Genomic DNA, 22404 nt, shown 5'->3' with positions numbered 1-22404 from the left:
CGGCGACCTACCCGTCTCCATCGTCGACCGGCGGGTGACGTCCGCGTCACGGCGCGCGTCCACGCCGCCCTCGCGTCATCCGCAGCACCCGCATCATCCGCTCGGCCGCACCCGGCAGGCGCCCGCCTGTCCGGCCGCACCCCCGGCCAACCGCCCCAACGACAAAACGGAGACATCCATGTCCGCATCCCCCCCGACCGTTGCTCACGCAACCGGTTCGGCCGGCGCCGTCAGCCACCGGCGCATCGTGTTCGCGAGCTTCATCGGCACCGCGATCGAGTTCTACGATTTCTATGTGTACGCAACGGCCGCCGCGCTCGTCATCGGCCCCGTATTCTTCCCGCATGGTTCCGCGACCGCACAGGCGCTGTCCGCGTTCGTCACGTTCGGCATCGCGTTCATTGCCCGCCCGATCGGCTCGTTCCTGTTCGGGCACTTCGGCGACCGCATCGGCCGCAAGTCGACGCTCGTCGCGTCGTTGCTCGTGATGGGCGTGTCGACCACCGCGATCGGCTTCGTGCCCGGCTACGACGCGATCGGCACGCTCGCGCCGGTGCTGCTGTGCGTGCTGCGCTTCGGCCAGGGCATCGGCCTCGGCGGCGAATGGGGCGGCGCGGCGCTGCTCGCGACCGAGCACGCGCCGCGGGGCAAGCGCGGCTGGTTCGGGATGTTCCCGCAACTCGGGCCGTCGGTCGGCTTCCTGATGTCGAACGGCCTGTTCTTCGCGCTCGCGCTGTCGCTGTCCGACGAACAGTTCCGCAGCTGGGGCTGGCGCATTCCGTTCCTCGTCAGCGCGGTACTCGTCGCACTCGGCCTGTACGTGCGGCTGAAGATCACCGAGACGCCCGCGTTCCAGGCCGCGCTCGAGCGCAACGAACGCGTGCGCGTGCCGGTCGCGACGCTCGTCACGCAACACTGGCAGCCGACGCTGCTCGGCGCGCTCGCGATGGTCGTCTGCTATACGCTGTTCTATATCTCGACGGTGTTCTCGCTGTCGTACGGCGTGACGGCGTTGCATATTCCGCGCCAGAGCTTCCTCGGGCTGCTGTGCCTTGCCGTCGTGTTCATGGGGCTCGCGACGCCGCTGTCCGCCTGGGCGTCGGACCGCTTTGGCCGCAAGCCGGTGCTGATCGCCGGTGCGATCGCCGCGCTGCTGTCGGGTTTCGCGATGGAGCCGCTGCTCGGCAGCGGCTCGATGCCGCTCGTCGCGCTGTTCCTGACGATCGAACTGTTCCTGATGGGCGTGACGTTCGCACCGATGGGCGCGCTGCTGCCGGAGCTGTTCCCGACCAACGTCCGCTATACGGGCGCGGGCGTGGCATACAACCTCGGCGGGATCCTCGGCGCGTCGATCGCGCCATATATCGCGCAGCTGCTGGCGGCGCGCGGCGGGCTGTCGTGGGTCGGCGGCTACGTGTCGATCGCGGCGGCGATCAGCCTGATCGGCGTGCTGCTGATGCGCGAAACGCGCGACGCATCGCTCGTCTGAGCCTCCGGGGCGACCCGGGTTGCGCGGCGGCAGGCGCTGCCTATACTCGATCCTGGGCGCGCCGTTGCGCGCCCGGGGATCCCGCCCCGAAAGGAGCCGCCGCCATGACCATCCGCCTCGGCAATGCCGATCTCGTCCTGATCCTCGCACTCGCGCTGGGTGGCGCGCTGCTGCTGGCGCTGCGGTTCCGGCCGAAGACGTGGCGCGGCCTCGTGTTCGAGGCGCTGCTGGCGAATCTGGCGGCTGTCGCCGCCGTCATCACGGTCGAGGCGCTGCTGGCCTGAACCGGCCGGCGGCCCGGCTTTCAGGCGGTCAGTCGCGCGCGCTGCGCGCCATAGGCAGGGGCGACCGCATCGATCGCATCCAGCGCCTCGTCGACGGACGGCATCGCGCCGGGCTCGCCGATCGACAACGCGTTCGGCGCACCGCCGATCCCGCAATGGTGGCGCGACGTCGCGACGAAAATCATCACGGTCGGCCGCCGCAGCGCATGCGCCATATGGACGAACCCCGTATCGACCCCCACCACCAGCGCGGCCCGGCCGAGCGCCGCACCAAGTTCGCGCACCGTCATCGCCGGTAACACAATCGCGCCCGGCGCGCGCGCGGCGATGTCCTGCGCATCGTCACGCTCGGCGCTCGATCCCCACGGCAACAGCACCCGCACACCGCTCGCCATCATCTGCGTGGCCAGCGCGGCCCAATGGTCGGCCGGCCATTTCTTGTCGGGATTCGACGTCGCATGGAACAGCAGCATGAACGGTCCGCCGTCGGTCACGGCCGGCGGCAGGTTCGCGTCCTGCGGCGGAACGATGCCGTATGACGCGATGCCTTCGGGCCGGTAGCCGAGCGCCTCGCCGGCGCTCACGCGCATCCCGTGCCACGCGTCGCAATCCGGCCGCGGGCCGAAACGATGCGAATACGCGAAGCGCGCGCCCGCTTCGCCGAGATCCTGCGTCTGGTAGCCGACACGGCGCGCGGCGCGTGCCAGCGCCGAGATGATCGCGCTCTTGTAGACCCCGTGCAGATCGATGACCGCATCGTAGCGATGCGCGCGCAACGCGCCGATCGACGCCGAGATCGCCTTCAGGTCGCCGACGTTCCGCAGCTTCTTGAAGCGACGCAGCGGCGCGCACAGCACGGCGCTCACGCCCGGATGCCAGCGCACGACCTCGGCACACGATTCGTCCACGGCCCAGTCGACCGCCACGCCGGGAAAGGCACGATGCAGGTCCGCGACGACAGGGAGCGTCTGGACGACGTCGCCGAGCGACGTCACTTTCACGATGAGGATGCGTTTCACGTTTGCGGGGAAGAGCCAGCCATTTGGGGATGCTAACGACGGATGCCCGTCGCGGACATTACTTCCTGATTACATTTGCAACGAAATGCTACAACCTTGCAAAACATTGTCACCCGACTGCGCGGCCCCGGTTCTTTCTATAATCGATCCTTTGCCTGATGGCCCCGCCGATGCCACGCCCCGCGCTTCCCGCCCTGTTTCCCGCCCTCACCCGCCGCTCGCTGCGAATCTGGCGCCAGTACGGCGTCTTCTGGCTCGGCGCGATCGTCGTCGGGCTGGCAGCCGTACTTTACGCGCGGCTGATCGACTGGGGCTACGAGTCCTTCCGCGCGATGCGCGAGCACGCCGCATGGTTGCCGCTGCTGTTGACGCCCGCGATCGCCGCCGCGTCGGTATGGCTCACGCGCCGGTTCTTCCGTGGCGCCGAAGGCAGCGGCATCCCGCAGGTGATCGCGACGCTGCATGCGCGCCCGAGCGCGTTCGGCGCCCGGCTGCTGACGCTGCGCATCCTGTTCGGCAAGGTGCTGATTTCGTTCCTGGGCATCCTGGGCGGCTTCACGATCGGCCGCGAGGGGCCGACCGTGCAGGTCGGCGCGGCGCTGATGTTCAACCTGCGGCGCTTCTACCCGCGCTCGAACGCGCAGATCGAACGCCAGCTCGTGCTGGCCGGCGCGGCGGCCGGGCTGTCGGCCGCGTTCAATACGCCGCTCGCCGGGATCGTGTTCGCGATCGAGGAGCTGACGCGCAGCTTCTCCGCGCGCGCCAGCGGCGTGCTGATCACCGCGATCATCCTCGCCGGCGTCGTCGCGCTCGGCCTGAACGGCAACTACACGTACTTCGGCACGATCGACACGGGCCTCCACTTTCCGAAGCTGCTGGCGGTCGCGGTGCTGGTCACCGCGATCGTCACGGGCATCGCCGGCGGCCTGTTCTGCTGGCTGCTGCTGAACACGGGGCGCTGGCTGCCCGCGCGGCTGCTGGGCCTGTATCGCGAGCGGCCGATCACGTTCGCCGCGCTGTGCGGCTTCGCGATCGCCGTCGTCGGCCTGGTGTCGGGCGGCACGACCTTCGGCAGCGGCTACGCCGAGGCGCGCGGCCTGCTCGACGGCAGCCAGCACCTGTCGGTGTTCTATCCGTTCCTGAAGATGATCTCGATGGTCGCGTCGTACCTGCCGGGCATCCCGGGCGGGATCTTCGCGCCGTCGCTGTCGATCGGCGCCGGGTTCGGCAACCTGCTGCACGTCGTGTTCAACAACATGAGCCTGCCGATGCTGATCGCGCTCGCGATGGTCGGCTATCTGGCGGCCGTCACGCAGTCGCCGATCACGTCGTTCGTGATCGTGATGGAAATGATCAACGGCCATGCGCTCGTGATTTCGCTGATGGCGACCGCGCTGGTGTCGAGCCGGGTCTCGCGCTTTTTCGCGCCGCCGCTCTACGAAACGCTCGCGCAGCGTTATCTCGCGCCGCCCGCGGCGGCCGCCGCACCCGCCGCGGCATCGGCGGCGAGCACGGCGGCTGCGACCGGCGTGACCGAGCCGCAGGACGCCGCTGCCGCGCCCGCCGATCCGCTCGACACGTTGCGCGACGAAGACGGCGACGAGGCTGTCGCTGCGACGCCGGGCGCCCCCACGGCGCACGCGCCGGCTCCGGACGGCACCGAACCGGCCGCGCCCGGCGCGAGTGGCCCCGCGCAGCCGGGCCCGCGCGACGCTCAGTAGATCACGACCGGTGCAGGCCGGTAGTAGACGGGCCGCGCCGGCACGACGACGCACCCGGCCAGCGTGATCGCGACGAGCGCGACGGCGATGACGGTTCTTCTCATCACGCGCCTCCGTCACGCCCAGTGGCCACGGGTCCAGAACCAGTTCGGACCGCGCTGGTCCCAGTGGCCCGGCACCCATTGCATGCCGACGCGCTCGGCTTCCCAGTGGCCGCCGATCCACACGTAGCGGCCATGGTCCCAGTGCCAGTGCCCGCGCTCCCACACGTAGCCCACGCGCGCGGTCGGCACGACCTCATAGCGCACGGGCGGCGGCGCATTCGGCGCAACGACGACGATCTCCTCGGTGCGCACGGCAACCGGCTCGGCGACGACCACACGGCCCTGCGGCGCGATCACGGGTGTGCCGACGAGAATCTCGTCCGCCTGCGCGGCAAACGGTGCGACGACGGCTGACAGGCCCGCGGCAAACAGCGCGAGCGAAACGATACGACGTTGAACAGATGAGACAGCCATCACAACCTCCTGGTTGAACAAATAACGCGAGCGTATTCGTTCAATGCGGGAGGGGCGGTTACGGCCGACAGGCGCCGTGTTACGGCGTGCCCGAAAGTGCAACAGGGCGTAAGACGCGCACGACGGCGGGGGCCGCCGTGCGGAGGGACACCGGCAAGCGTCAGGCTTGCGGGATCTCGATCTTCACTTCGAGGACTTCGAGGTCGTCCTGGCGCTCGAGGCTCACGCGGATGTCATCGTTCGAAATATGGACGTACTTCGAGATGACGGCGACGAGTTCCTTCTGCAGCGCCGGCAGGTAATCGGCCGGCGGCCGGCCGCCGACCCGCTCGTGCGCGATGATGAGCTGCAAGCGCTCCTTCGCGACCGATGCGGACTTCTTCTTCTCGCCGAGGAGAAACGAAAGGATGGACATGGGCGGCCTCCGTTACTTGCTGCCGAAGAGGCGCTGCAGCAGGCCCGGCTTCTGGTAGTCGGTGAAGCGCAGCGGCTTGTCCTCGCCGAGGAAGCGAGAGACGACGTCCTTGTACGCTTCGGCGACGTCGGTGCCGTCGATATGCACGGCCGGCAGACCCTGGTTCGACGCGTGCAGCACGGCTTCCGACTCGGGCACCACGCCGATCAGCTTGATGCGCAGGATCTCGCTGATGTCCTCGAGCGACAGCATCTCGCCTTCGCTCACGCGCTTCGGGCTGTAGCGCGTGATCAGCAGGTGTTCCTTGATCGGCTCCTTGCCTTCGGTCGCGCGCTTCGTCTTCGACGACAGGATGCCCAGAATGCGGTCGGAGTCGCGCACCGACGACACTTCCGGGTTCGTGACGATCAGCGCCTCGTCCGCGAAGTACATCGCGTGCAGCGCGCCGGCCTCGATACCGGCCGGCGAATCGCAGACGATGTATTCGAAATCCATCGCGACGAGGTCGTTCAGCACCTTCTCGACGCCGTCGCGCGTCAGCGCATCCTTGTCGCGCGTCTGCGACGCCGGCAGGATGAACAGGTTCTCGCACTTCTTGTCCTTGATCAGCGCCTGGTTCAGGTTCGCTTCGCCCTGGATCACGTTCACGAGGTCATACACGACGCGCCGCTCGCAGCCCATGATGAGATCGAGGTTGCGCAGGCCGACGTCGAAGTCGATCACGGCCGTCTTGTGGCCGCGCAGCGCGAGACCGGACGCAAAGCTCGCGCTCGTCGTCGTCTTGCCCACGCCGCCCTTGCCCGAGGTCACCACGATGATTTTTGCCATTTACCCAATACCCTGTGTTCGTCAATGAGAGCCGATCGATCCGGAGCGTGCCGCGTGAATTTACGTCAGGCGCAGCGGTTCGATCATCAGTTTTTCCTCTTCGAGCCGGATCTGCACCGATTTGCCCAGTACGTCGGCGGGCAGCGGGTTCTCGGTTGTTCGATAGATACCCGCGATCGAAATCAGTTCCGGTTCGAGACACGTGCAGAAAATGCGCGCGTCGTGATTGCCGTGCACGCCCGCGAGTGCGCGGCCGCGCAACGGCGCGTAGATGTGGATATTGCCTTCCGCGATGATCTCCGCGCCGTGACTGACCGGCGCGAGCACCACGAGGTCTCCTTTCGCGTAAATCTGCTGCCCCGAACGCAACGGCCGGTCGATCACGAGCGTCTGGCCGCCCGGCTGATTCGATGCCGGCGCCTGCTCCGACGCCGGTTCGGGCGTCGCCGCGGCGGCCGCGGCGACGACGGCCTCGGCGATCGGCGACGGTTCCGCGCCCTCGGCCGGCTTGGCGGCCGGCACGCGGCGATCGCGCGCCTCGAGCAGCGGCAGGCCGGCTTCCCCCGCCCAAGCCTGCGTGGCCAGTGCGACCACGCCCACCGGGCGCATCCGCACGTCGTTCAGCATCTGCCGGATGTCCGCGAGCGCGACGCGTTCGCCGTCAGCCAGGCGGCGGACGTCGATCGCGACGACATCGTCGGCGAAAAACTCGGGAGTCGCTTCGAAGCGCTTGACAAGTTCGGCACGCAACGCATCGAGATCGGTCGTCTTCACGGTGAACAGCAACGTATCGACCGATCCGCTGCGCAGCTCGAAGAATGGCGATTTTTTAAGCGACATGGACACTCTGCAAAAATTTTTTGCGTATTTTACAGGCGTCCACGCGTGCGGCCATTATTTTTGGGACTCGGGGTGGCGGCGGCCCGGGCGGGCAAGCGACCGGCAGGGTGGCAGGCAAGCGGGCGGCGGAGCCCTCATCGCGCCGCGCGGCCCGCGTTTCGACGGGGCGTCAGTGCTTCACCTGCGACACGAACAGCGATTTCATCGCGCCCGGCATCCGCGCGACCGGCGCATGTTCACCGGTGTTGCCGAAACCCGCGCGCTCGTAAAAACGGATCGCGTTGCGGTTCGCATCGGCGATCCATGCATAGACTTCGCTCGCGCCGCGCTCGGCGAGCCAGGCGGTAGCCGTCTCCAGCAGCAGCACGCCGCCGCGCAGATGGCGCACCGCATGCGCGACCCACAGTTCGCTGACGAACGCGCGCCGATCGGGCGTGTTGTCGAAATACGCGCCGATCATGCCGGCCGGATGGCCTTCGGTGTACAGCAGGAAAGTCGTCGACTCGTCGGACACGGCGCGCAGCGCGGCAATCGCCGACGCCGCGTCCGTTTCGACAGTCAGCAATTCGGCCTCCGGCGCTTCGCCCGGCGCATAGGGCTCACGCAGCGATGCGGCGCGGAGTTCGCGATACACGCCGCCCTGGTCGGCAACGATACGACGAACGGTCAAGGTCGAACTCATGCAGGCACAGCCCCCTTCGGACAGCAAGCTATTAGCTTCAACCGAAAGCGGGGCATGAGTCAAATCGTTATTTTCAAATGACGGCGCGGATCGAAAGGCAACAGATGTCACCCGCGGCGACATGAGCCGATCGGTGTGCAGGTGCAGCATCGGCATGCCGATGCGCATCGACGGACAACCGTCGACGCTTCGCCGCTCGACGTCTCGCCCGGTTCGCCTTGCAATGCGCGGCAGTCGCGTTTCGAAGTGCACCGCCCGTCATGTTCGCCACCGTAATGTTGCGTAATACGAGCAACCCAAAACGTGTTCCGACCTTGCCCGCGTCGCTTCGTTTATTGCGACGCAACATTTGTTGCAGGCGAGCAGGATCGATGTGCGCGCACGCCACACCTCCCGATTCGTCTGACCAGCGCGCGGGATGCGCCGGCCGATCCGGTCTCCACCGGATGTTTCAATCAGCGCGTGCCGGCCCTTTCGGGCGCGACTCGCGCGCGGCCCTCCGTTTGGAGTCGCACGCCTAGCGCCGGTGTTTGGCAAGCGCGCGCACGGGTCGTATAACAGGCAGAACCGGGCAACGATCCGGTGGCGCCGCGCGTGTCGCGGGCCGACGAGGATTCGAACAACCGTGCATGCGGCCGCCCATCGGGCCCGCTGACTGGAGGGAGACAATGGCAATGACCGACGGATCGGCCGCGAGCTGGTCGGATGGCAAGCGTTACCTGTGGCTGCTGGGCGCACTGACGATCACGCTGCCGATCCTCGCCGCGCAGCTCGCGCTGTCGACGGGCCTTCACGTGTTCTGGTGGTTCGGCCCGCTGTTCGCGTTCGGCGTGATTCCGGTCCTCGACACGCTGATCGGCGACGATCGCGACAACCCGCCCGAGGTCGTCGTGCCGCACCTCGAACGCGAGCGCTATTACCGGTTCATCGTCTATCTGGCGACTTGCGTCGAATACGTCGCGTTCTTCATGTGCGTATGGATCGTCGGCACGCACGCGCTCGCGTGGTACGACTACGTCGGCTTCGCGCTGTCGCTCGGCGCCGCGACGGGCATCTCGATCAATACCGCGCACGAGCTCGGGCACAAGACCGACCGCTTCGAACGCTGGCTCGCGAAGATCACGCTCGCGCCGGTCGCGTACGGCCACTTCTATGTCGAGCACAACCGCGGCCACCACGTGCGCGTCGCGACGGCCGAGGATCCGGCGAGCGCGCGCTACGGAGAGTCGTTCTGGGCATTCCTGCCGCGCACCGTGACCGGCAGCATCCGCTCGGCATGGCGGCTCGAGAAGGCGCGCCTCGAACGGCTCGGGCGGTCGCCGTGGACCTGGCGCAACGAGGTGCTGCACGCGTGGGCGATGACGGTCGTCGTGTGGGGCATCGCGATCGCGATGGCCGGCAAGGTCGTGATCCCGTTCCTCGTGATCCAGGCCGTCTACGGCGCCTCGCTGCTCGAAGTCGTGAACTACGTCGAGCACTACGGGCTCGGCCGCCGCAAGCTGCCGAGCGGCCGCTACGAACGCTGCACGCCGCAGCATTCGTGGAACAGCAATCACGTCGTGACCAACCTGTTCCTGTACCAGTTGCAGCGGCACGCCGACCATCACGCGAACCCGACGCGCTCGTACCAGGCGCTGCGCCACTTCGACGATTCGCCGCAACTGCCGGCCGGCTACGCGACGATGATCCTGTTCGCGTACGTGCCGCCGCTCTGGTATCGCGTGATGAATCCGCGCGTCGTCGCGCACTACGGCGGCGACATGGCGCGATCGAACATCAAGCCGTCGATCCGCGACCGGGTGCTGGCGCAGTATCCGGCCGCGGCGTGATATCGGCCGGGGACGGCGCCGCGGCCGTCATTGCATGGCCGCGGACCCAAAACGAAAAACCCCTTGATCCTTTCGGATCAAGGGGCTTCGTATTTTGGCGGAGAGGGTGGGATTCGAACCCACGGTACGGGGAAACCGTACGCCTGATTTCGAGTCAGGTACATTCGACCACTCTGCCACCTCTCCTTTCTTACTGCATTTCGCGTTTGGTCATTTCCGCGAAAGAAAAGATTATAAAACGATCTCTTCTTGGCTGACAAGCCCTTTGTGCAAAATTTTTTACGAGGGCTTCGCAGGCCTGCGTTACGACGCCTGTGCCGGCGCGTCGATGCGCGCCATGCCGCCCATGTACGGACGCAGCACGTCCGGCACCGTGACCGAACCGTCCGCGTTCTGGTAGTTCTCCAGTACCGCGACGAGCGTGCGGCCGACGGCGAGACCCGAACCGTTCAGCGTATGCACGAGCTCCGGCTTGCCCTGCGCGTTGCGGAAACGCGCCTGCATCCGGCGCGCCTGGAACGCCTCGGTGTTCGAGCAGCTCGAGATCTCGCGATAGGTGTTCTGCGCGGGCAGCCACACTTCGAGGTCGAACGTCTTCGCGGCCGAGAAGCCCATGTCGCCCGTGCACAGCGTGATCACGCGGTACGGCAGGCCGAGTTTCTGCAGGATCGCTTCCGCGTGGCCGACCATCTCGTCGAGCGCCGCGTACGACGTTTCCGGCGCGACGACCTGCACCATCTCGACCTTGTCGAACTGGTGCTGGCGGATCATCCCGCGCGTGTCGCGGCCGTACGAACCGGCTTCCGAGCGGAAGCACGGCGAATGCGCGGTCAGCTTGATCGGCAGCGCGGACGCGTCGACGATCGACTCGCGCACGGTGTTCGTCAGCGAGATCTCCGACGTGGAGATCAGGTATTGCGTGACCGTGTTCTCGGCGCCGCCCTTCTCGACGCGGAACATGTCGTCCGCGAACTTCGGCAGCTGGCCCGTGCCGTAGAGGATCTCCGGGTTCACGATGTACGGCGTGTACGTCTCGGTATAACCGTGCTGCTGCGTGTGCGTGTCGATCATGAACTGCGCGAGCGCGCGGTGCAGGCGCGCGATCGGACCGCGCAGCATCGTGAAGCGCGCGCCGGCGAGCTTCGCGCCCGTCTCGAAATCGAGGCCGAGCGGCGTGCCGACATCGACGTGATCCTTCACCTCGAAATCGAACTGGCGCGGCGCGCCCCAGCGGCGCACCTCGACGTTATCGGCTTCGTCCTTGCCGACCGGCACGCTTTCGTGCGCGACGTTCGGCATGCCCAGCATCAGGTCGGACAGGCGCGCCTGGATGTCGCCGAGCCTGGCTTCCGACGCCTTCATGTCGTCGCCGATCCCGCCGACCTCGGCCATCACGGCCGACGTGTCCTCGCCCTTCCCCTTCATCGCGCCGATCTGCTTCGACAGGCTGTTGCGGCGCGCCTGGAGCTCTTCGGTGTGGGTCTGGATCGCGCGGCGTTCCGCTTCGAGTGCGGAAAACGCGGCGACGTCGAGGGTGTAGCCGCGATCGGCGAGGCGCTTCGCGACGCCGTCGAGGTCTTTGCGCAGCAACTGGATGTCGAGCATGGGAGGACTTGGAAAATCGTTGTGTAAGACGGGAATTCTAACGCACCGCGCGGCCGCCACGGCACCGGCCGAACGGACAATGCGCCAAACGGGCGGCGGCCATGGCAACATGGCCTTGCCGCCCCGTAGGCCGGCGGCCGGCGAATCGCGGTATGCCCGACCGTTGCGGATCGCAAAACCGCGGCGCCGGCGGACGGCAACCGATCGGGCGAAGCACCCGGCTTCGCCTCACCGCACCCCAGGGGACCCGATGACCATCGAACTCGACAAGGATGTCCGCGACCGCGCAATCGCGTCGCTGCAACGCTATTTCACGGAAAACATGGACGAGCCGATCGGCAACATCCAGGCCGGCGCGCTGCTGCACTTCTTCGTCGAGGAAATCGCACCGGCGATCTACAACCTCGCGATCGCCGACGCGCAGGAACGCCTGCATGCGCGCGTCGCCGAGCTCGACATCGAATGCCACGAGGAGCCGTTCGAATACTGGAAGAAACAGCAGCCGGGCCGCAAGCGCTGACGCAACGGCGGCGGCGGCGGCGGCCGAACCGGCCCGCGCAACGCGCGGTCAGTCCTTCTTGCCGGCCTCGCGGTCGAGTTCGCGCAACCACGCGAGCTTGTCGGCGATCTTCGATTCGAGCCCACGCGGCACCGGCTGGTACCAGCGCGGCTCGCGCATCCCGTCCGGCAGGTAGGTCTCGCCGGCCGCATACGCATTCGGCTCGTCGTGCGCGTAACGGTACGCGTGGCCGTAGCCGAGTTCCTTCATCAGCTTGGTCGGCGCGTTGCGCAGATGCACTGGCACCTCGCGCGACTTGTCCTGCTTCACGAACGCCATCGCCTGGTTGAACGCGTTGTAGCCGGCGTTGCTCTTCGCCGCGCACGCGAGATAGATCACCGCCTGCCCGAGCGCGAGTTCGCCTTCCGGCGAGCCGAGCCGCTCGTAGGTTTCGGCCGCGTCGTTCGCCACCTGCAGCGCGCGCGGATCGGCGAGCCCGATGTCTTCCCATGCCATCCGCACGATGCGCCGCGCGAGATACTTCGGGTCGGCGCCGCCGTCGATCATCCGGCAGAACCAGTACAACGCGCCGTCCGGGCTCGACCCGCGCACCGACTTGTGCAGCGCCGAGATCTGGTCGTAGAAGTTGTCGCCGCCCTTGTCGAAGCGCCGTGCGTTCAGCGTCATCGCGCTGCTGACGAAATCGGCGTCGATCGTCGCGACACCGGCCGACGTCGCCGCCGTCTGCGCCTGTTCGAGCAGGTTCAGGAAGCGGCGCGCATCGCCGTCCGCATAACCGACCAGCGTATCGATCGCCTTGTCGTCGAACGCGAGGCCGTCGAGCGCGATTCCCTGCGCGCGCTTCAGCAACTGCCGCATCTCGTCGTCGTTCAGCGACTTCAGCACGTACACCTGCGCACGCGACAGCAATGCCGAGTTGACCTCGAAGCTCGGGTTCTCGGTGGTCGCGCCGATGAAGGTCACGAGACCCGACTCGACGAACGGCAGCAGCGCATCCTGCTGCCCCTTGTTGAAGCGGTGGATCTCGTCGACGAACAGGATCGTATGGCGGCCGGTGCGGTTCAGCGTGTCCTTCGCCTGCTCCATCGACTCGCGGATGTCCTTCACGCCGCCGAGCACGGCCGACAGCGCGATGAACTCGCAGTCGAACGCGAGCGCGGTGAGGCGCGCGAGCGTCGTCTTGCCGACGCCGGGCGGCCCCCACAGGATCATCGAATGCGGCTTGCCCGATTCGAACGCGAGCCGCAGCGGCTTGCCTTCGCCCAGCAAATGCGTCTGGCCGATCACCTCGGCGAGCGTCTTCGGCCGCAGCGCCTCGGCGAGCGGGCGGCGCGGCTCGACTTGAAACAGGTCGGACATGAACCCTCGCTCCACATCAAACGATGGCGGCCGAACCGGCCGCCGGACCCGACATTATGACAGCCGCGCGACGGCGCCGCCGCGCCCGGTGCCCACGCCCGATGCCCGCAGGCAGAAACGACACGGGCCCGCCGTCGCCGGCGGGCCCGTTGCGAAAACGCGGCGCGCGGCGCCGGTCAGCCGGTGATCACGTCGGCGCCCTTCGGCACCACGAACTTGAACGTATCGCCCTTCAGCGGCGGGTTCGTCTGGATGTTCGTAAACGTCAGCAGCGTGACGTTGCCGAACACGTCGTGCAGTTCCATCGCGGCGAGCGTGCCATTCCGGAAACCGATGCCGATCCGCTGGAACTGCGTGTCCTGCGCCTTCGGCAGCATCTCGAGCCACTCGATGCCGCCCTTCTCGCCGGCATCGCGCAGCGTGTAGTTCTTGTCGAGATCGTTGCTGCCGAACAGGATCGCGGCAGGGCTCGCGCCCAGCGCGCCGTTCAGCTTGCGCTCGGTGACCTGGTTCAGGTCGCGGTCGAACACGTACAGCTTGTCGCCGTCGGCCTGCAGCACCTGCTGGTACGGCTTCTGGTACGTCCAGATGAACTTGCCCGGCCGCGCGAACACGAACGTGCCGCTCGAATTGTCGGTGGGCTTCGGCGCGGCCTGCGCGGCGCTCGCGCCCTTGGCCGGCGCCTTGACGATCTGCTGCGTGAAATCGCCTTTCGCCGAACGCACCTGCGACACGAAGGCCTTCAGCTGCTCGGTGCCGCCCGCGAACGCGTGCGTCGCCGCGAGCATCAGCGATGCGCCGGCAAGCGCCGCGCCGAGCCAGCGCCGCGTCGAACGAAGGGACATTGCGAACGAAAGTTGCTGCATATTGCGGTTTTCTCCGTGGGTGGCCGGCGCGGCGGGCGCCGCGGACTCATTCCGCGTCGCGCGCCGGCACAAGAATTTCGCGGTTGCCGCTCGACGACATCGCCGACACGAGCCCCGATTGTTCCATCTGCTCGAGCAGGCGAGCCGCGCGGTTGTAGCCGATCCGCAGATGACGCTGCACGAGCGAGATCGACGCGCGGCGGTTCTTGATGACGATCTCGACCGCCTGGTCGTACAGCGGATCAGACTCGCCGCCGCCTTCGCCGGTTCCCGCGCCGGCCGAACCCTCGTCGCCGTCGGCGGTGCCGCCTTCGAGCAGGCCCTCGACGTAGTTCGGCTCGCCCTGCTCCTTGAGCTTCTCGACGACGCGATGCACTTCGTCGTCGGCGACGAACGCGCCGTGCACGCGCACCGGCAGCCCGCTGCCGGGCGGCAGGTACAGCATGTCGCCCATCCCGAGCAGCGATTCGGCGCCCATCTGGTCGAGAATCGTGCGCGAGTCGATCTTCGACGACACCTGGAACGCGATCCGCGTCGGCACGTTCGCCTTGATCAGGCCCGTGATCACGTCGACGGACGGACGCTGCGTCGCGAGGATCAGGTGGATGCCGGCCGCGCGCGCCTTCTGCGCGATCCGCGCGATCAGTTCCTCGACCTTCTTGCCGACCACCATCATCAGGTCGGCCAGCTCGTCGATCACGACGACGATGTTCGGCAGGCGGCCGAGCGGTTCGGGATCCTCGGGCGTCAGGCTGAACGGATTCGGGAGCTTCTCCTCGCGCTTCGCCGCCTCGTCGATCTTGTTGTTGTAGCCGGCGAGGTTGCGCACGCCGAGCTTGCTCATCAGCTTGTAGCGGCGCTCCATCTCCGCGACCGTCCAGTTCAGCGCGTGGCCGGCCTGGCGCATGTCGGTGACGACCGGGCACAGCAGGTGCGGAATGCCTTCGTAGACGCTCATTTCGAGCATCTTCGGATCGATCAGGATCAGGCGCACCTGCTCGGCGGTGGCCTTGTACAGCAGCGACAGGATCATCGCGTTGATCCCGACCGACTTGCCCGAACCGGTCGTGCCGGCCACCAGCAGGTGCGGCATCTTCGCGAGATCCGCGCACACCGGCTTGCCGCCGATGTCCTTGCCGAGGCTCAGCGTCAGCGCCGACGGGGCGGCCGCATACACCTCGGAACCGATGATCTCGGACAGGTGCACGGTCTGGCGGCGCTGGTTCGGCAGCTCGAGCGCCATGTAGTTCTTGCCGGGAATCGTCTCGACGACGCGGATCGACACGAGCGACAGCGAGCGCGCGAGATCCTTCGCGAGATTGACGATCTGGCTGCCCTTCACGCCGGTGGCCGGCTCGATCTCGTAGCGCGTGACGACCGGGCCCGGATACGCGGCGACGACGCTCGCCTCGACGCCGAAATCCTTCAGCTTCTTCTCGATCAGGCGCGACGTGAATTCGAGCGTATCGGCGGAAATCGCTTCCTGCGTCTTCGGCGCGGGATCGAGCAGCGACACCGGCGGCAGCGTCGAGTCGCCCGGCAGGTCGGTGAACAGCGGCACCTGGCGCTCGCGCTCGACGCGCTCGGACTTCGCCGGCGTGACGACCGGCGGCACGATCGTCACCGGCTCGTGATCCTCGATGCGCACGCGCTCCTCTTCGACCTTGCCCTCGCGGCGCACGGCCGCGGCCTCGCCGAGCTTGCGGTCGCGTTCCGCCTCGCGGCGCAGCTTCGCGACGTTGACGGCGGACAGGATCGCGCCGCCGACGCGCTCGGCGACCGACAGCCACGAGAAGCGGAAATACAGCGACAGGCCGATCGCCAGCGCGATCAGCAGCAGCAGCGTGCCGCCGGTGAAGCCGAACGCGTGCGACATCGCACCCGCGACGGCTTCGCCGACGACACCGCCCGGCGCGCGCGGCAACTGCACCTTCAGCGACCACATGCGCAGCGCCTCGATGCCGTCGCACGCGAGCACGACCAGCACGAACGCAAAGATTTCGGTGAGCCAGCCGATCGGCCGCTCGGGTTCGTCGGGAATCGCCTCGTGGCGCGTGATGCGGCGGTAGTTGACGGCGATGCGCCGCCCGAGCGGCACGATCAGCCAGTAGGCGGACAGGCCGAACAGCAGCAGGATGATGTCGGCCGTCCACGCGCCGACGCGGCCGGCCCAGTTCGAGATGTGATCGACCTGGGCGGCGTGCGTCCAGCTCGGATCGCGCCGGCTGTAGCTCAGCAGGGCCATCACCAGAAAGGCGCAGAGCGCGACCTGGAGAATCCAGCGGATCTCCGTGAGGAGCTTCGACATCCGGTGCGGCAACGCCTGTGCCTGGGCGGAATAAGGAGCTTTTGCCATGAATCCGTATAAAGAGGACGGGCCGTGCGCCCGCCTGTCGTTCGATCCCGCTTATTGTAAACGCTGCACCGTGCCGCCAAGTGTAAATGACGGTTACATAACGGGGACGGGATGCCGAAGCGGCCGCCTGCGCACGCTTGGGCCGGGCGTGCCAGCCCCAAGCGTGCGGCAACCGGCCGCCTCGGGCCCGCCGGGCGCCCGTTGCCGCCGCGCCGGCACCGCCGGGCCGCCCCGACACGCTATCGCGGCGATTGAAACTCTCGTTCGGCAACGCAGCAACGGGGCCTTTATAATGCGCGTCTGATACCCATCTATGACGGCATCCCGGTCAACCCGGATCGTACGGCGAGCCCTACCCCGCCCGCCGCGGCCGCCTTTTACGGATTCGCACATGTCCACGCCCAAACACGCCAAAGTCCTGATTCTCGGTTCCGGCCCCGCCGGCTACACGGCCGCCGTCTACGCGGCTCGCGCCAACCTGTCCCCGGTGCTGATCACCGGCATCGCGCAGGGCGGCCAGCTGATGACCACGACCGACGTCGAAAACTGGCCGGCCGACGCGAAAGGCGTGCAGGGTCCGGAGCTGATGGCGCGCTTCCTCGAGCACGCCGAGCGCTTCAACACCGAAATCGTCTTCGACCACATCCACACCGCGAAGCTGCACGAGCAGCCGATCCGCCTGATCGGCGACTCGGGCGAATACACGTGCGACTCGCTGATCATCGCGACCGGCGCGTCCGCCCAGTATCTCGGCCTGCCGTCCGAGGAATCGTTCATGGGCAAGGGCGTGTCGGCCTGCGCGACCTGCGACGGCTTCTTCTATCGCGGCCAGGAAGTCGCGGTGATCGGCGGCGGCAACACGGCCGTCGAGGAAGCGCTCTACCTGACGGGTATCGCGAAGAAGGTGACCGTGATCCACCGCCGCGACAAGTTCCGCGCGGAGCCGATCCTGATCGACCGTCTGCTGGAAAAGCAGAAGGAAGGCGTCGTCGACATCAAGTGGGATCACGTGCTCGACGAAGTGACGGGCGAGGATTCGGGCGTCACGGGCCTGCGCATCAAGAACGTGAAGACCGGCGCGACGGAAGACCTCGCCGTGCAAGGCGTGTTCGTCGCGATCGGCCACAAGCCGAACACCGACCTGTTCCAGGGCCAGCTCGAGATGAAGGACGGCTACATCCTGACGAAGAGCGGCCTGCACGGCAACGCGACGTCGACGAGCGTCCCCGGCGTGTTCGCCGCGGGCGACGTGCAGGACAACGTGTATCGCCAGGCGATCACGAGCGCGGGCACGGGCTGCATGGCCGCGCTCGACGCGCAGCGTTACCTCGAAAGCCTGCACGACAAGAAGTAAGCCGCGAGCCTTGCCGCGCCGGGCGCTACAATGGCGTCCGCTGCCGCGAAGCGGGCCCGACCGGAAAGCCGCTGCCGCCGTGCAGCGGCTTTTTTTTGCCCGCGCGCCCGAACGCGCCTGCCCTGTTACCGAATCATGGCGAAGAACCAGCCCCATCCGAGCGATCCCGCGAAGCGGAAGATCGCTGCCCGCCCCGCGAACCCCGCGCCGGCCGCCCCGCCGCCCGCGCCCGATCCGGCCGCGCTGCGCGGCCAGGGCCTCGCGGGCCTCGGCGCATTGCGCCAGTCGCTGCAAGGCGAAGCCGATCGCCGCGAACGCGCGCGCGTCGAAACCGCGAAGGCCGAGCGCAAGGCGGAAGCCGACGCGAACCTGTTCCGCAACGAAATCGGCGCGATCCGGCCGCTGAACGCGCCGCCGCGCGCGTCGTCGGGCCGCACGCCGCCCGACCCGGTGCCGAAGCAGACGCAGCGCGACGAGGAAGCCGTGCTGAACGCGACACTGTCCGACGAATTCGATCCCGAGACGCTGCTCGACAGCGACGACTCGCTGTATTACCACCGCCCCGGCATCAGCCGCGACGTCGTGCGCAAGCTGAGAAGCGGCGCGTGGATCGTGCAGGCGCAGATCGACCTGCACGGGATGCGGCGCGACGAGGCGCGCGACGCGCTCGCCGAATTCATCCGCGAAGCCGGCAAGAAGGGGCTGCGCTGCCTGCGCGTGATCCACGGCAAGGGGCTCGGCTCGATCGGCAAGGAACCCGTGCTGAAGGGCAAGGTGCGCGCGTGGCTCGTGCAGAAGGAAGAAGTGATCGCGTTCTGCGAGGCGCGCGGCAACGACGGCGGCGCAGGCGCGGTGCTCGTGCTGCTGCAGCCGCATGCGGCGCCCGCCGAGCGGGGGCCGCGTGCCGCATCCTAGGCTGACGCTCGCGATCGCGGTACTGGAGGCGATCGCCACGCTGGCCTTCGCGATTTCGGGCTTCATCGAGGCGCGCAAGAACCGCCTCGACTCGGTCGGCACGTTCGTCGTCGCGCTCGCGACCGCGTTCGGCGGCGGCACGCTGCGCGACATCCTGCTCGAGCGCCGGCCGTTCTACTGGGTCGTGCACGACGACTACGTGATCGCGATCTTCGTGCTCGCGCTGTTCGCGCCGTTCGTGCTGCGGATGCTGTCGCGGCTGTCGGCCGAACGGCTGCTGCTGATCGCCGACGCGATCGGGCTCGGCATCTTCAGCATCTCGGGCACGGCGATCGCGCTCGACGCCGAGATGCCGCGCTTCATCGCGGTGATGATGGGCGTGATCACCGGTGTGGTCGGCGGGATCGTGCGCGACGTGCTGTGCAACGACATCCCGCTGATCCTGCGCGATTCGCGGCCGTACGCGACCTGCGCGTTCGTCGGCTGCTGGTTCTACCTGCTGCTCGTGTGGCTGCAGTTCGACTCGGTGTACAGCGTGCTGCTCGCGACCGGCTTCATCCTCGTCGCGCGGCTCGCGACGTTCAAGTTCGACGTGCGGCTGCCGCACTGATCGCGCCGCCCGCGGCCGCGTCGGCCGCACCGTCCAGACAAAAGGGGCCGTTCGACACGGCCCCTTTCCCTTTCGCGCGGCACTGCCGCCGCGTCACGCGATCCGCTCTTCCGACGCCGGATCGAACAGCACGGCCTTCGACACGTCGAACAGCAGCGACTGCGTCTGCCCCGGCTGCGGGTTCGCGGCCGGATGCACGCGGCTCACGATCCGCTTGCCGTTCACCTGCGCGAACACGTGCGTGTCCGGCCCGGTCGGCTCGGTCACGTCGACGCGCACGTCGATCGGCTGCAGCGTCGACGCCTCGCCGTGGTGCGCGTTGCGCGCGTCGGTGATGCGCTCCGGACGCAGGCCGAGGATCACCTCGCGGCCGACGTGGCCGTTCATCCGCTTCGCATCGAACGGCAGGTTCAGCGCGCTGCGCGCGAGGCCCGTGTCGATCTCGAGCGCGATCCCGCTGCCCTGCTCGACCAGCTTGCCGTTGATGAAGTTCATCGGCGGCGCGCCGATGAAGCCGGCGACGAACAGGTTCGACGGCGAATCGTAGATCTCCTGCGGCGCGCCGAACTGCTGGACCACGCCGTCCTTCATCACCGCGATCCGGTCGCCGAGCGTCATCGCCTCGATCTGGTCGTGCGTCACGTAGACGATCGTCGTGCCGAGGCGCTGGTGCAGCAGCTTGATTTCCGCGCGCATCTCGATGCGCAGCTTCGCGTCGAGGTTCGACAGCGGCTCGTCGAACAGGAACAGCGACGGATCGCGCGCGAGCGCGCGGCCCATCGCGACGCGCTGGCGCTGGCCGCCCGACAGCTGGCCCGGCTTGCGGTCGAGCAGGTGCTGGATCTGCAGCATCTGCGACACGCGGTCGACGATCTGCTGCTGCTCGCTCTTCGGCACCTTGCGGATGTTCAGGCCGAACGAGATGTTCTCGCGCACCGTCATCGACGGATACAGCGCGTACGACTGGAACACCATCGCGATGTCGCGATCCTTCGGCGACAGGTCGTTGACGACCTTGCCGTCGATGCAGATCTCGCCGCTCGTGACGGTCTCGAGCCCGGCGATCATGTTGAGCAGCGTCGACTTCCCGCAGCCCGACCCGCCGACCAGGATCAGGAACTGACCGTCCTCGATCTCGATGTCGACACCCTTCAGGACCGGCACCCCGTTCGGGTAGGTCTTGTACACGTCACGGATGGAAAGGCTTGCCATGCTGTGAATCCTCTGTCTCGTCTCGCGCGGCGCCCTCGGGCGCCGCGTCGGGTTCGTTTCGATGCGCCGCGCGTCGTGCGCGGCCGGTTCGTCGTATCGGAAAAAGCCGCGCTTACCCCTTCACCGCGCCTGCCGTCAGCCCGCGCACGAAATAGCGGCCGGCGACGATGTAGACGAGCAGCGTCGGCAGCGCGGCGATGATCGCGCCGGCCATGTCGACGTTGTATTCCTTCACGCCCGTCGACGTGTTGACGAGGTTGTTCAGCGCCACCGTGATCGGCATCGAATCGACGCCGGAGAACACGATCCCGAACAGGAAGTCGTTCCAGATCTGCGTGAACTGCCAGATCAGGCACACCATGAAGATCGGCAGCGACACCGGCAGCAGGATCTTCGTGAAGATCGTGAAGAAGCCCGCGCCGTCGATGCGCGCGGCCTTCACCAGCTCGGCCGGCACGCTCACGTAGAAGTTGCGGAAGAACATCGTCGTGAACGCGATCCCGTACACGACGTGCACGAACACCAGGCCCGGAATCGTGTTGGCAAGACCGAGCATCCCCTGCAGGCGCGCCATCGGCAGCAGGATCACCTGGAACGGGATGAAGCAGCCGACCAGCATCATCGTGAACAGCGCGTCCGCGCCGCGAAAGCGCCAGTGCGTGAGCACGTAGCCGTTGAACGCGCCGATCAGCGACGAGATCAGCACGGCCGGAATCACCATCTGCAGCGAGTTCAGGAAGAACGGCTTCATGCCGTCGCAGCGCACGCCGGTGCACGCGCCGCTCCACGCCTTCACCCACGGGTCGACCGTCCACGTGGTGGGCGGCGTCAGCAGGTTGCCGGTGCGCAGCTGGTCGAGATCCTTGAACGACGTCGACAGCATCACGTAGATCGGGAACAGGAAATACAGCGCGAACAGGATCAGTGCCGCATAGATCACTGCCCGGCTGATCGTCATCTTAGGCTGCATTGCGGGTGCTCCTCGATTCCATATACATCAGCGGCACCAGCACCGCGACCACGGTCGCGAGCATCATCACCGAGGACGCCGCGCCGAGCCCGAGCTGGCCGCGGTTGAACGAAAACGTGTACATGAACATGGCCGGCAGCGACGACGACGTGCCCGGCCCGCCCGCCGTCAGCGCGACGACGAGGTCGAAGGTCTTGATCGTGATGTGGCAGAGGATCAGCAGCACCGAGAAGAACACCGGGCGCATGCTCGGGATCACGATCTTGCGGTAGATGGTCGGCAGCGTCGCGCCGTCCACCTGCGCGGCCTTGAAGATCTCGCTGTCGACGCCGCGCAGCCCCGCCAGGAACAGCGCCATCACGAAGCCGGTCGACTGCCACACGGCCGCGATCACCACGCAGAAAATCGCCTTGTCCGGATCGTCGAGCCAGCCGAACGAGAAGCTCGTCCAGCCCCAGTCGTGCATCACCTTCTCGAGGCCGAGGCCCGGGTTCAGGATCCACTGCCACGCGGTGCCGGTGACGATGAACGACAGCGCCATCGGGTACAGGAAGATCGCGCGCAGCGCGCCTTCGTTGCGGATGCGCTGGTCGAGCAGGATCGCGAGGAACAGCCCGAGCGCGACGCAGATCGCGATGAACGGAATCCCGAACCAGCCGAGGTTCGCGGCGGAGGTCCACCACACGTCGTTCTGGAACAGGTCCGAGTAACGGCCGAAGCCGTCGAATTCGTAGTTCGGCAACAGCCGCGAGCGGGTCAGCGACAGATAGCCGGTAATCAGGATGAAGCCGTAGATGAACACCACGGCGATCGCGACGCTCGGCGCAAGCACGAGCTTCGGAATCCAGCGATCGGCGAAGGCCGACATCGGCGACGTACGCCGCGCGGCGGCAGCGCCGGATCCGTTTCCGCTAAGAGGGGCAGCCACTTGATTCGACTCCTGGAACGAGGGCGACGCAGGCCGGGCCGGCGCCGGGTACGGCACGGGCCCGCGGGCGAGCCCGTTTGCTGC

At 67.4% G+C, this 22404-nt stretch carries 21 protein-coding genes and 1 tRNA gene; 8 read left to right on the top strand and 14 right to left on the bottom strand.

What is annotated here, in order from left to right:
* Positions 1–178: 178 nt before the first annotated feature.
* Positions 179–1489 carry an MFS transporter gene (locus tag AC1VVG_RS04905; RefSeq protein WP_059557142.1) on the top strand — a complete coding sequence of 437 codons (1311 nt, stop codon included), beginning with the start codon at positions 179–181 and terminating at the stop codon, positions 1487–1489.
* A gap of 104 nt (positions 1490–1593) precedes the next feature.
* Positions 1594–1773, top strand: coding sequence for a hypothetical protein (locus AC1VVG_RS04900; RefSeq protein ID WP_034187359.1), 180 nt, complete (start codon positions 1594–1596; stop codon positions 1771–1773).
* A gap of 20 nt (positions 1774–1793) precedes the next feature.
* Here AC1VVG_RS04900 and waaC read toward each other — a convergent pair whose 3' ends face one another.
* The gene (gene waaC, locus AC1VVG_RS04895; protein WP_034187358.1) at positions 1794–2792 is read right to left on the bottom strand and encodes a lipopolysaccharide heptosyltransferase I; all 999 of its coding nucleotides are present in this window, start codon (positions 2790–2792) and stop codon (positions 1794–1796) included.
* Between the two features lie 170 nt (positions 2793–2962).
* Here waaC and AC1VVG_RS04890 point away from each other — a divergent pair, with 170 nt between their 5' ends.
* Positions 2963–4513, top strand: a complete 1551-nt coding sequence (locus AC1VVG_RS04890) for a chloride channel protein (protein ID WP_069706149.1) — start codon at positions 2963–2965, stop codon at positions 4511–4513.
* Positions 4514–4629: 116 nt separating this feature from the next.
* Here AC1VVG_RS04890 and AC1VVG_RS04885 read toward each other — a convergent pair whose 3' ends face one another.
* The 5 genes from AC1VVG_RS04885 to AC1VVG_RS04865 all read right to left on the bottom strand — a co-directional run bounded on the left by AC1VVG_RS04885 (position 4630) and on the right by AC1VVG_RS04865 (position 7919).
* Positions 4630–5031, bottom strand: coding sequence for a YXWGXW repeat-containing protein (locus AC1VVG_RS04885; RefSeq protein WP_034187356.1), 402 nt, complete (start codon positions 5029–5031; stop codon positions 4630–4632).
* 160 nt (positions 5032–5191) lie between these two features.
* A complete protein-coding gene (minE, locus tag AC1VVG_RS04880) occupies positions 5192–5446 on the bottom strand; it encodes a cell division topological specificity factor MinE (protein ID WP_006486661.1) in 255 nt (84 codons plus the stop codon).
* Between the two features lie 12 nt (positions 5447–5458).
* Positions 5459–6274 carry a septum site-determining protein MinD gene (gene minD, locus AC1VVG_RS04875; protein WP_006486674.1) on the bottom strand — a complete coding sequence of 272 codons (816 nt, stop codon included), beginning with the start codon at positions 6272–6274 and terminating at the stop codon, positions 5459–5461.
* A 60-nt stretch (positions 6275–6334) separates the two neighbouring features.
* Positions 6335–7114: a septum site-determining protein MinC gene (gene minC / locus AC1VVG_RS04870; protein WP_034187355.1), complete on the bottom strand. Its 780-nt coding sequence runs from the start codon at positions 7112–7114 to the stop codon at positions 6335–6337.
* 169 nt (positions 7115–7283) lie between these two features.
* The gene (locus AC1VVG_RS04865; protein WP_482835884.1) at positions 7284–7919 is read right to left on the bottom strand and encodes a GNAT family N-acetyltransferase; all 636 of its coding nucleotides are present in this window, start codon (positions 7917–7919) and stop codon (positions 7284–7286) included.
* A 545-nt stretch (positions 7920–8464) separates the two neighbouring features.
* Between AC1VVG_RS04865 and AC1VVG_RS04860 the strand changes: the two genes are divergently transcribed.
* Positions 8465–9625: an alkane 1-monooxygenase gene (locus AC1VVG_RS04860; protein ID WP_301740614.1), complete on the top strand. Its 1161-nt coding sequence runs from the start codon at positions 8465–8467 to the stop codon at positions 9623–9625.
* Between the two features lie 95 nt (positions 9626–9720).
* Here the strand turns inward: AC1VVG_RS04860 and AC1VVG_RS04855 are convergent.
* Together AC1VVG_RS04855 and serS are read right to left on the bottom strand one after the other, a co-directional pair.
* A tRNA-Ser gene (locus AC1VVG_RS04855) sits at positions 9721–9811 on the bottom strand.
* A 117-nt stretch (positions 9812–9928) separates the two neighbouring features.
* Positions 9929–11230, bottom strand: a complete 1302-nt coding sequence (serS, locus tag AC1VVG_RS04850) for a serine--tRNA ligase (protein WP_034187352.1) — start codon at positions 11228–11230, stop codon at positions 9929–9931.
* A gap of 250 nt (positions 11231–11480) precedes the next feature.
* On the opposite strand from serS, the gene AC1VVG_RS04845 reads away from it, so the two are divergent.
* Complete coding sequence (locus AC1VVG_RS04845; RefSeq protein ID WP_034187351.1) at positions 11481–11750, top strand: DUF2164 domain-containing protein; 270 nt, start codon at positions 11481–11483, stop codon at positions 11748–11750.
* 48 nt (positions 11751–11798) lie between these two features.
* Here AC1VVG_RS04845 and AC1VVG_RS04840 read toward each other — a convergent pair whose 3' ends face one another.
* From AC1VVG_RS04840 to AC1VVG_RS04830, 3 genes are all read right to left on the bottom strand, one after another.
* Entirely contained in the window at positions 11799–13109 is a 1311-nt protein-coding gene (locus tag AC1VVG_RS04840) for a replication-associated recombination protein A (RefSeq protein WP_482835315.1), read from the bottom strand.
* A 176-nt stretch (positions 13110–13285) separates the two neighbouring features.
* A complete protein-coding gene (lolA, locus tag AC1VVG_RS04835; RefSeq protein WP_034187349.1) occupies positions 13286–13975 on the bottom strand; it encodes an outer membrane lipoprotein chaperone LolA in 690 nt (229 codons plus the stop codon).
* 46 nt (positions 13976–14021) lie between these two features.
* The gene (locus AC1VVG_RS04830) at positions 14022–16331 is read right to left on the bottom strand and encodes a DNA translocase FtsK (RefSeq protein WP_034187348.1); all 2310 of its coding nucleotides are present in this window, start codon (positions 16329–16331) and stop codon (positions 14022–14024) included.
* 391 nt (positions 16332–16722) lie between these two features.
* Here AC1VVG_RS04830 and trxB point away from each other — a divergent pair, with 391 nt between their 5' ends.
* From trxB to AC1VVG_RS04815, 3 genes are all read left to right on the top strand, one after another.
* Positions 16723–17685, top strand: a complete 963-nt coding sequence (gene trxB, locus AC1VVG_RS04825; protein ID WP_034187347.1) for a thioredoxin-disulfide reductase — start codon at positions 16723–16725, stop codon at positions 17683–17685.
* 135 nt (positions 17686–17820) lie between these two features.
* Complete coding sequence (locus AC1VVG_RS04820; RefSeq protein WP_049030588.1) at positions 17821–18600, top strand: Smr/MutS family protein; 780 nt, start codon at positions 17821–17823, stop codon at positions 18598–18600.
* Complete coding sequence (locus AC1VVG_RS04815; protein WP_226251656.1) at positions 18560–19210, top strand: trimeric intracellular cation channel family protein; 651 nt, start codon at positions 18560–18562, stop codon at positions 19208–19210. Before AC1VVG_RS04820 ends, AC1VVG_RS04815 begins: the two co-directional genes overlap by 41 nt.
* A 93-nt stretch (positions 19211–19303) precedes the next feature.
* On the opposite strand, the gene AC1VVG_RS04810 is transcribed toward AC1VVG_RS04815, so the two are convergent.
* The 3 genes from AC1VVG_RS04810 to AC1VVG_RS04800 form a co-directional block, all read right to left on the bottom strand.
* Entirely contained in the window at positions 19304–20422 is a 1119-nt protein-coding gene (locus tag AC1VVG_RS04810) for an ABC transporter ATP-binding protein (RefSeq protein ID WP_034187345.1), read from the bottom strand.
* A 112-nt stretch (positions 20423–20534) separates the two neighbouring features.
* The gene (locus tag AC1VVG_RS04805) at positions 20535–21392 is read right to left on the bottom strand and encodes a carbohydrate ABC transporter permease (protein WP_011544828.1); all 858 of its coding nucleotides are present in this window, start codon (positions 21390–21392) and stop codon (positions 20535–20537) included.
* Complete coding sequence (locus tag AC1VVG_RS04800) at positions 21382–22320, bottom strand: carbohydrate ABC transporter permease (protein WP_034187344.1); 939 nt, start codon at positions 22318–22320, stop codon at positions 21382–21384. The genes AC1VVG_RS04805 and AC1VVG_RS04800 overlap by 11 nt, the downstream gene beginning before the upstream one ends.
* Positions 22321–22404: the final 84 nt, after the last annotated feature.

Source organism: Burkholderia sp. L-4 (assembly GCF_056856535.1).
Note: the sequence above shows the minus strand (reverse complement) of the source record. Positions and strands in the feature narration are given on the sequence as shown.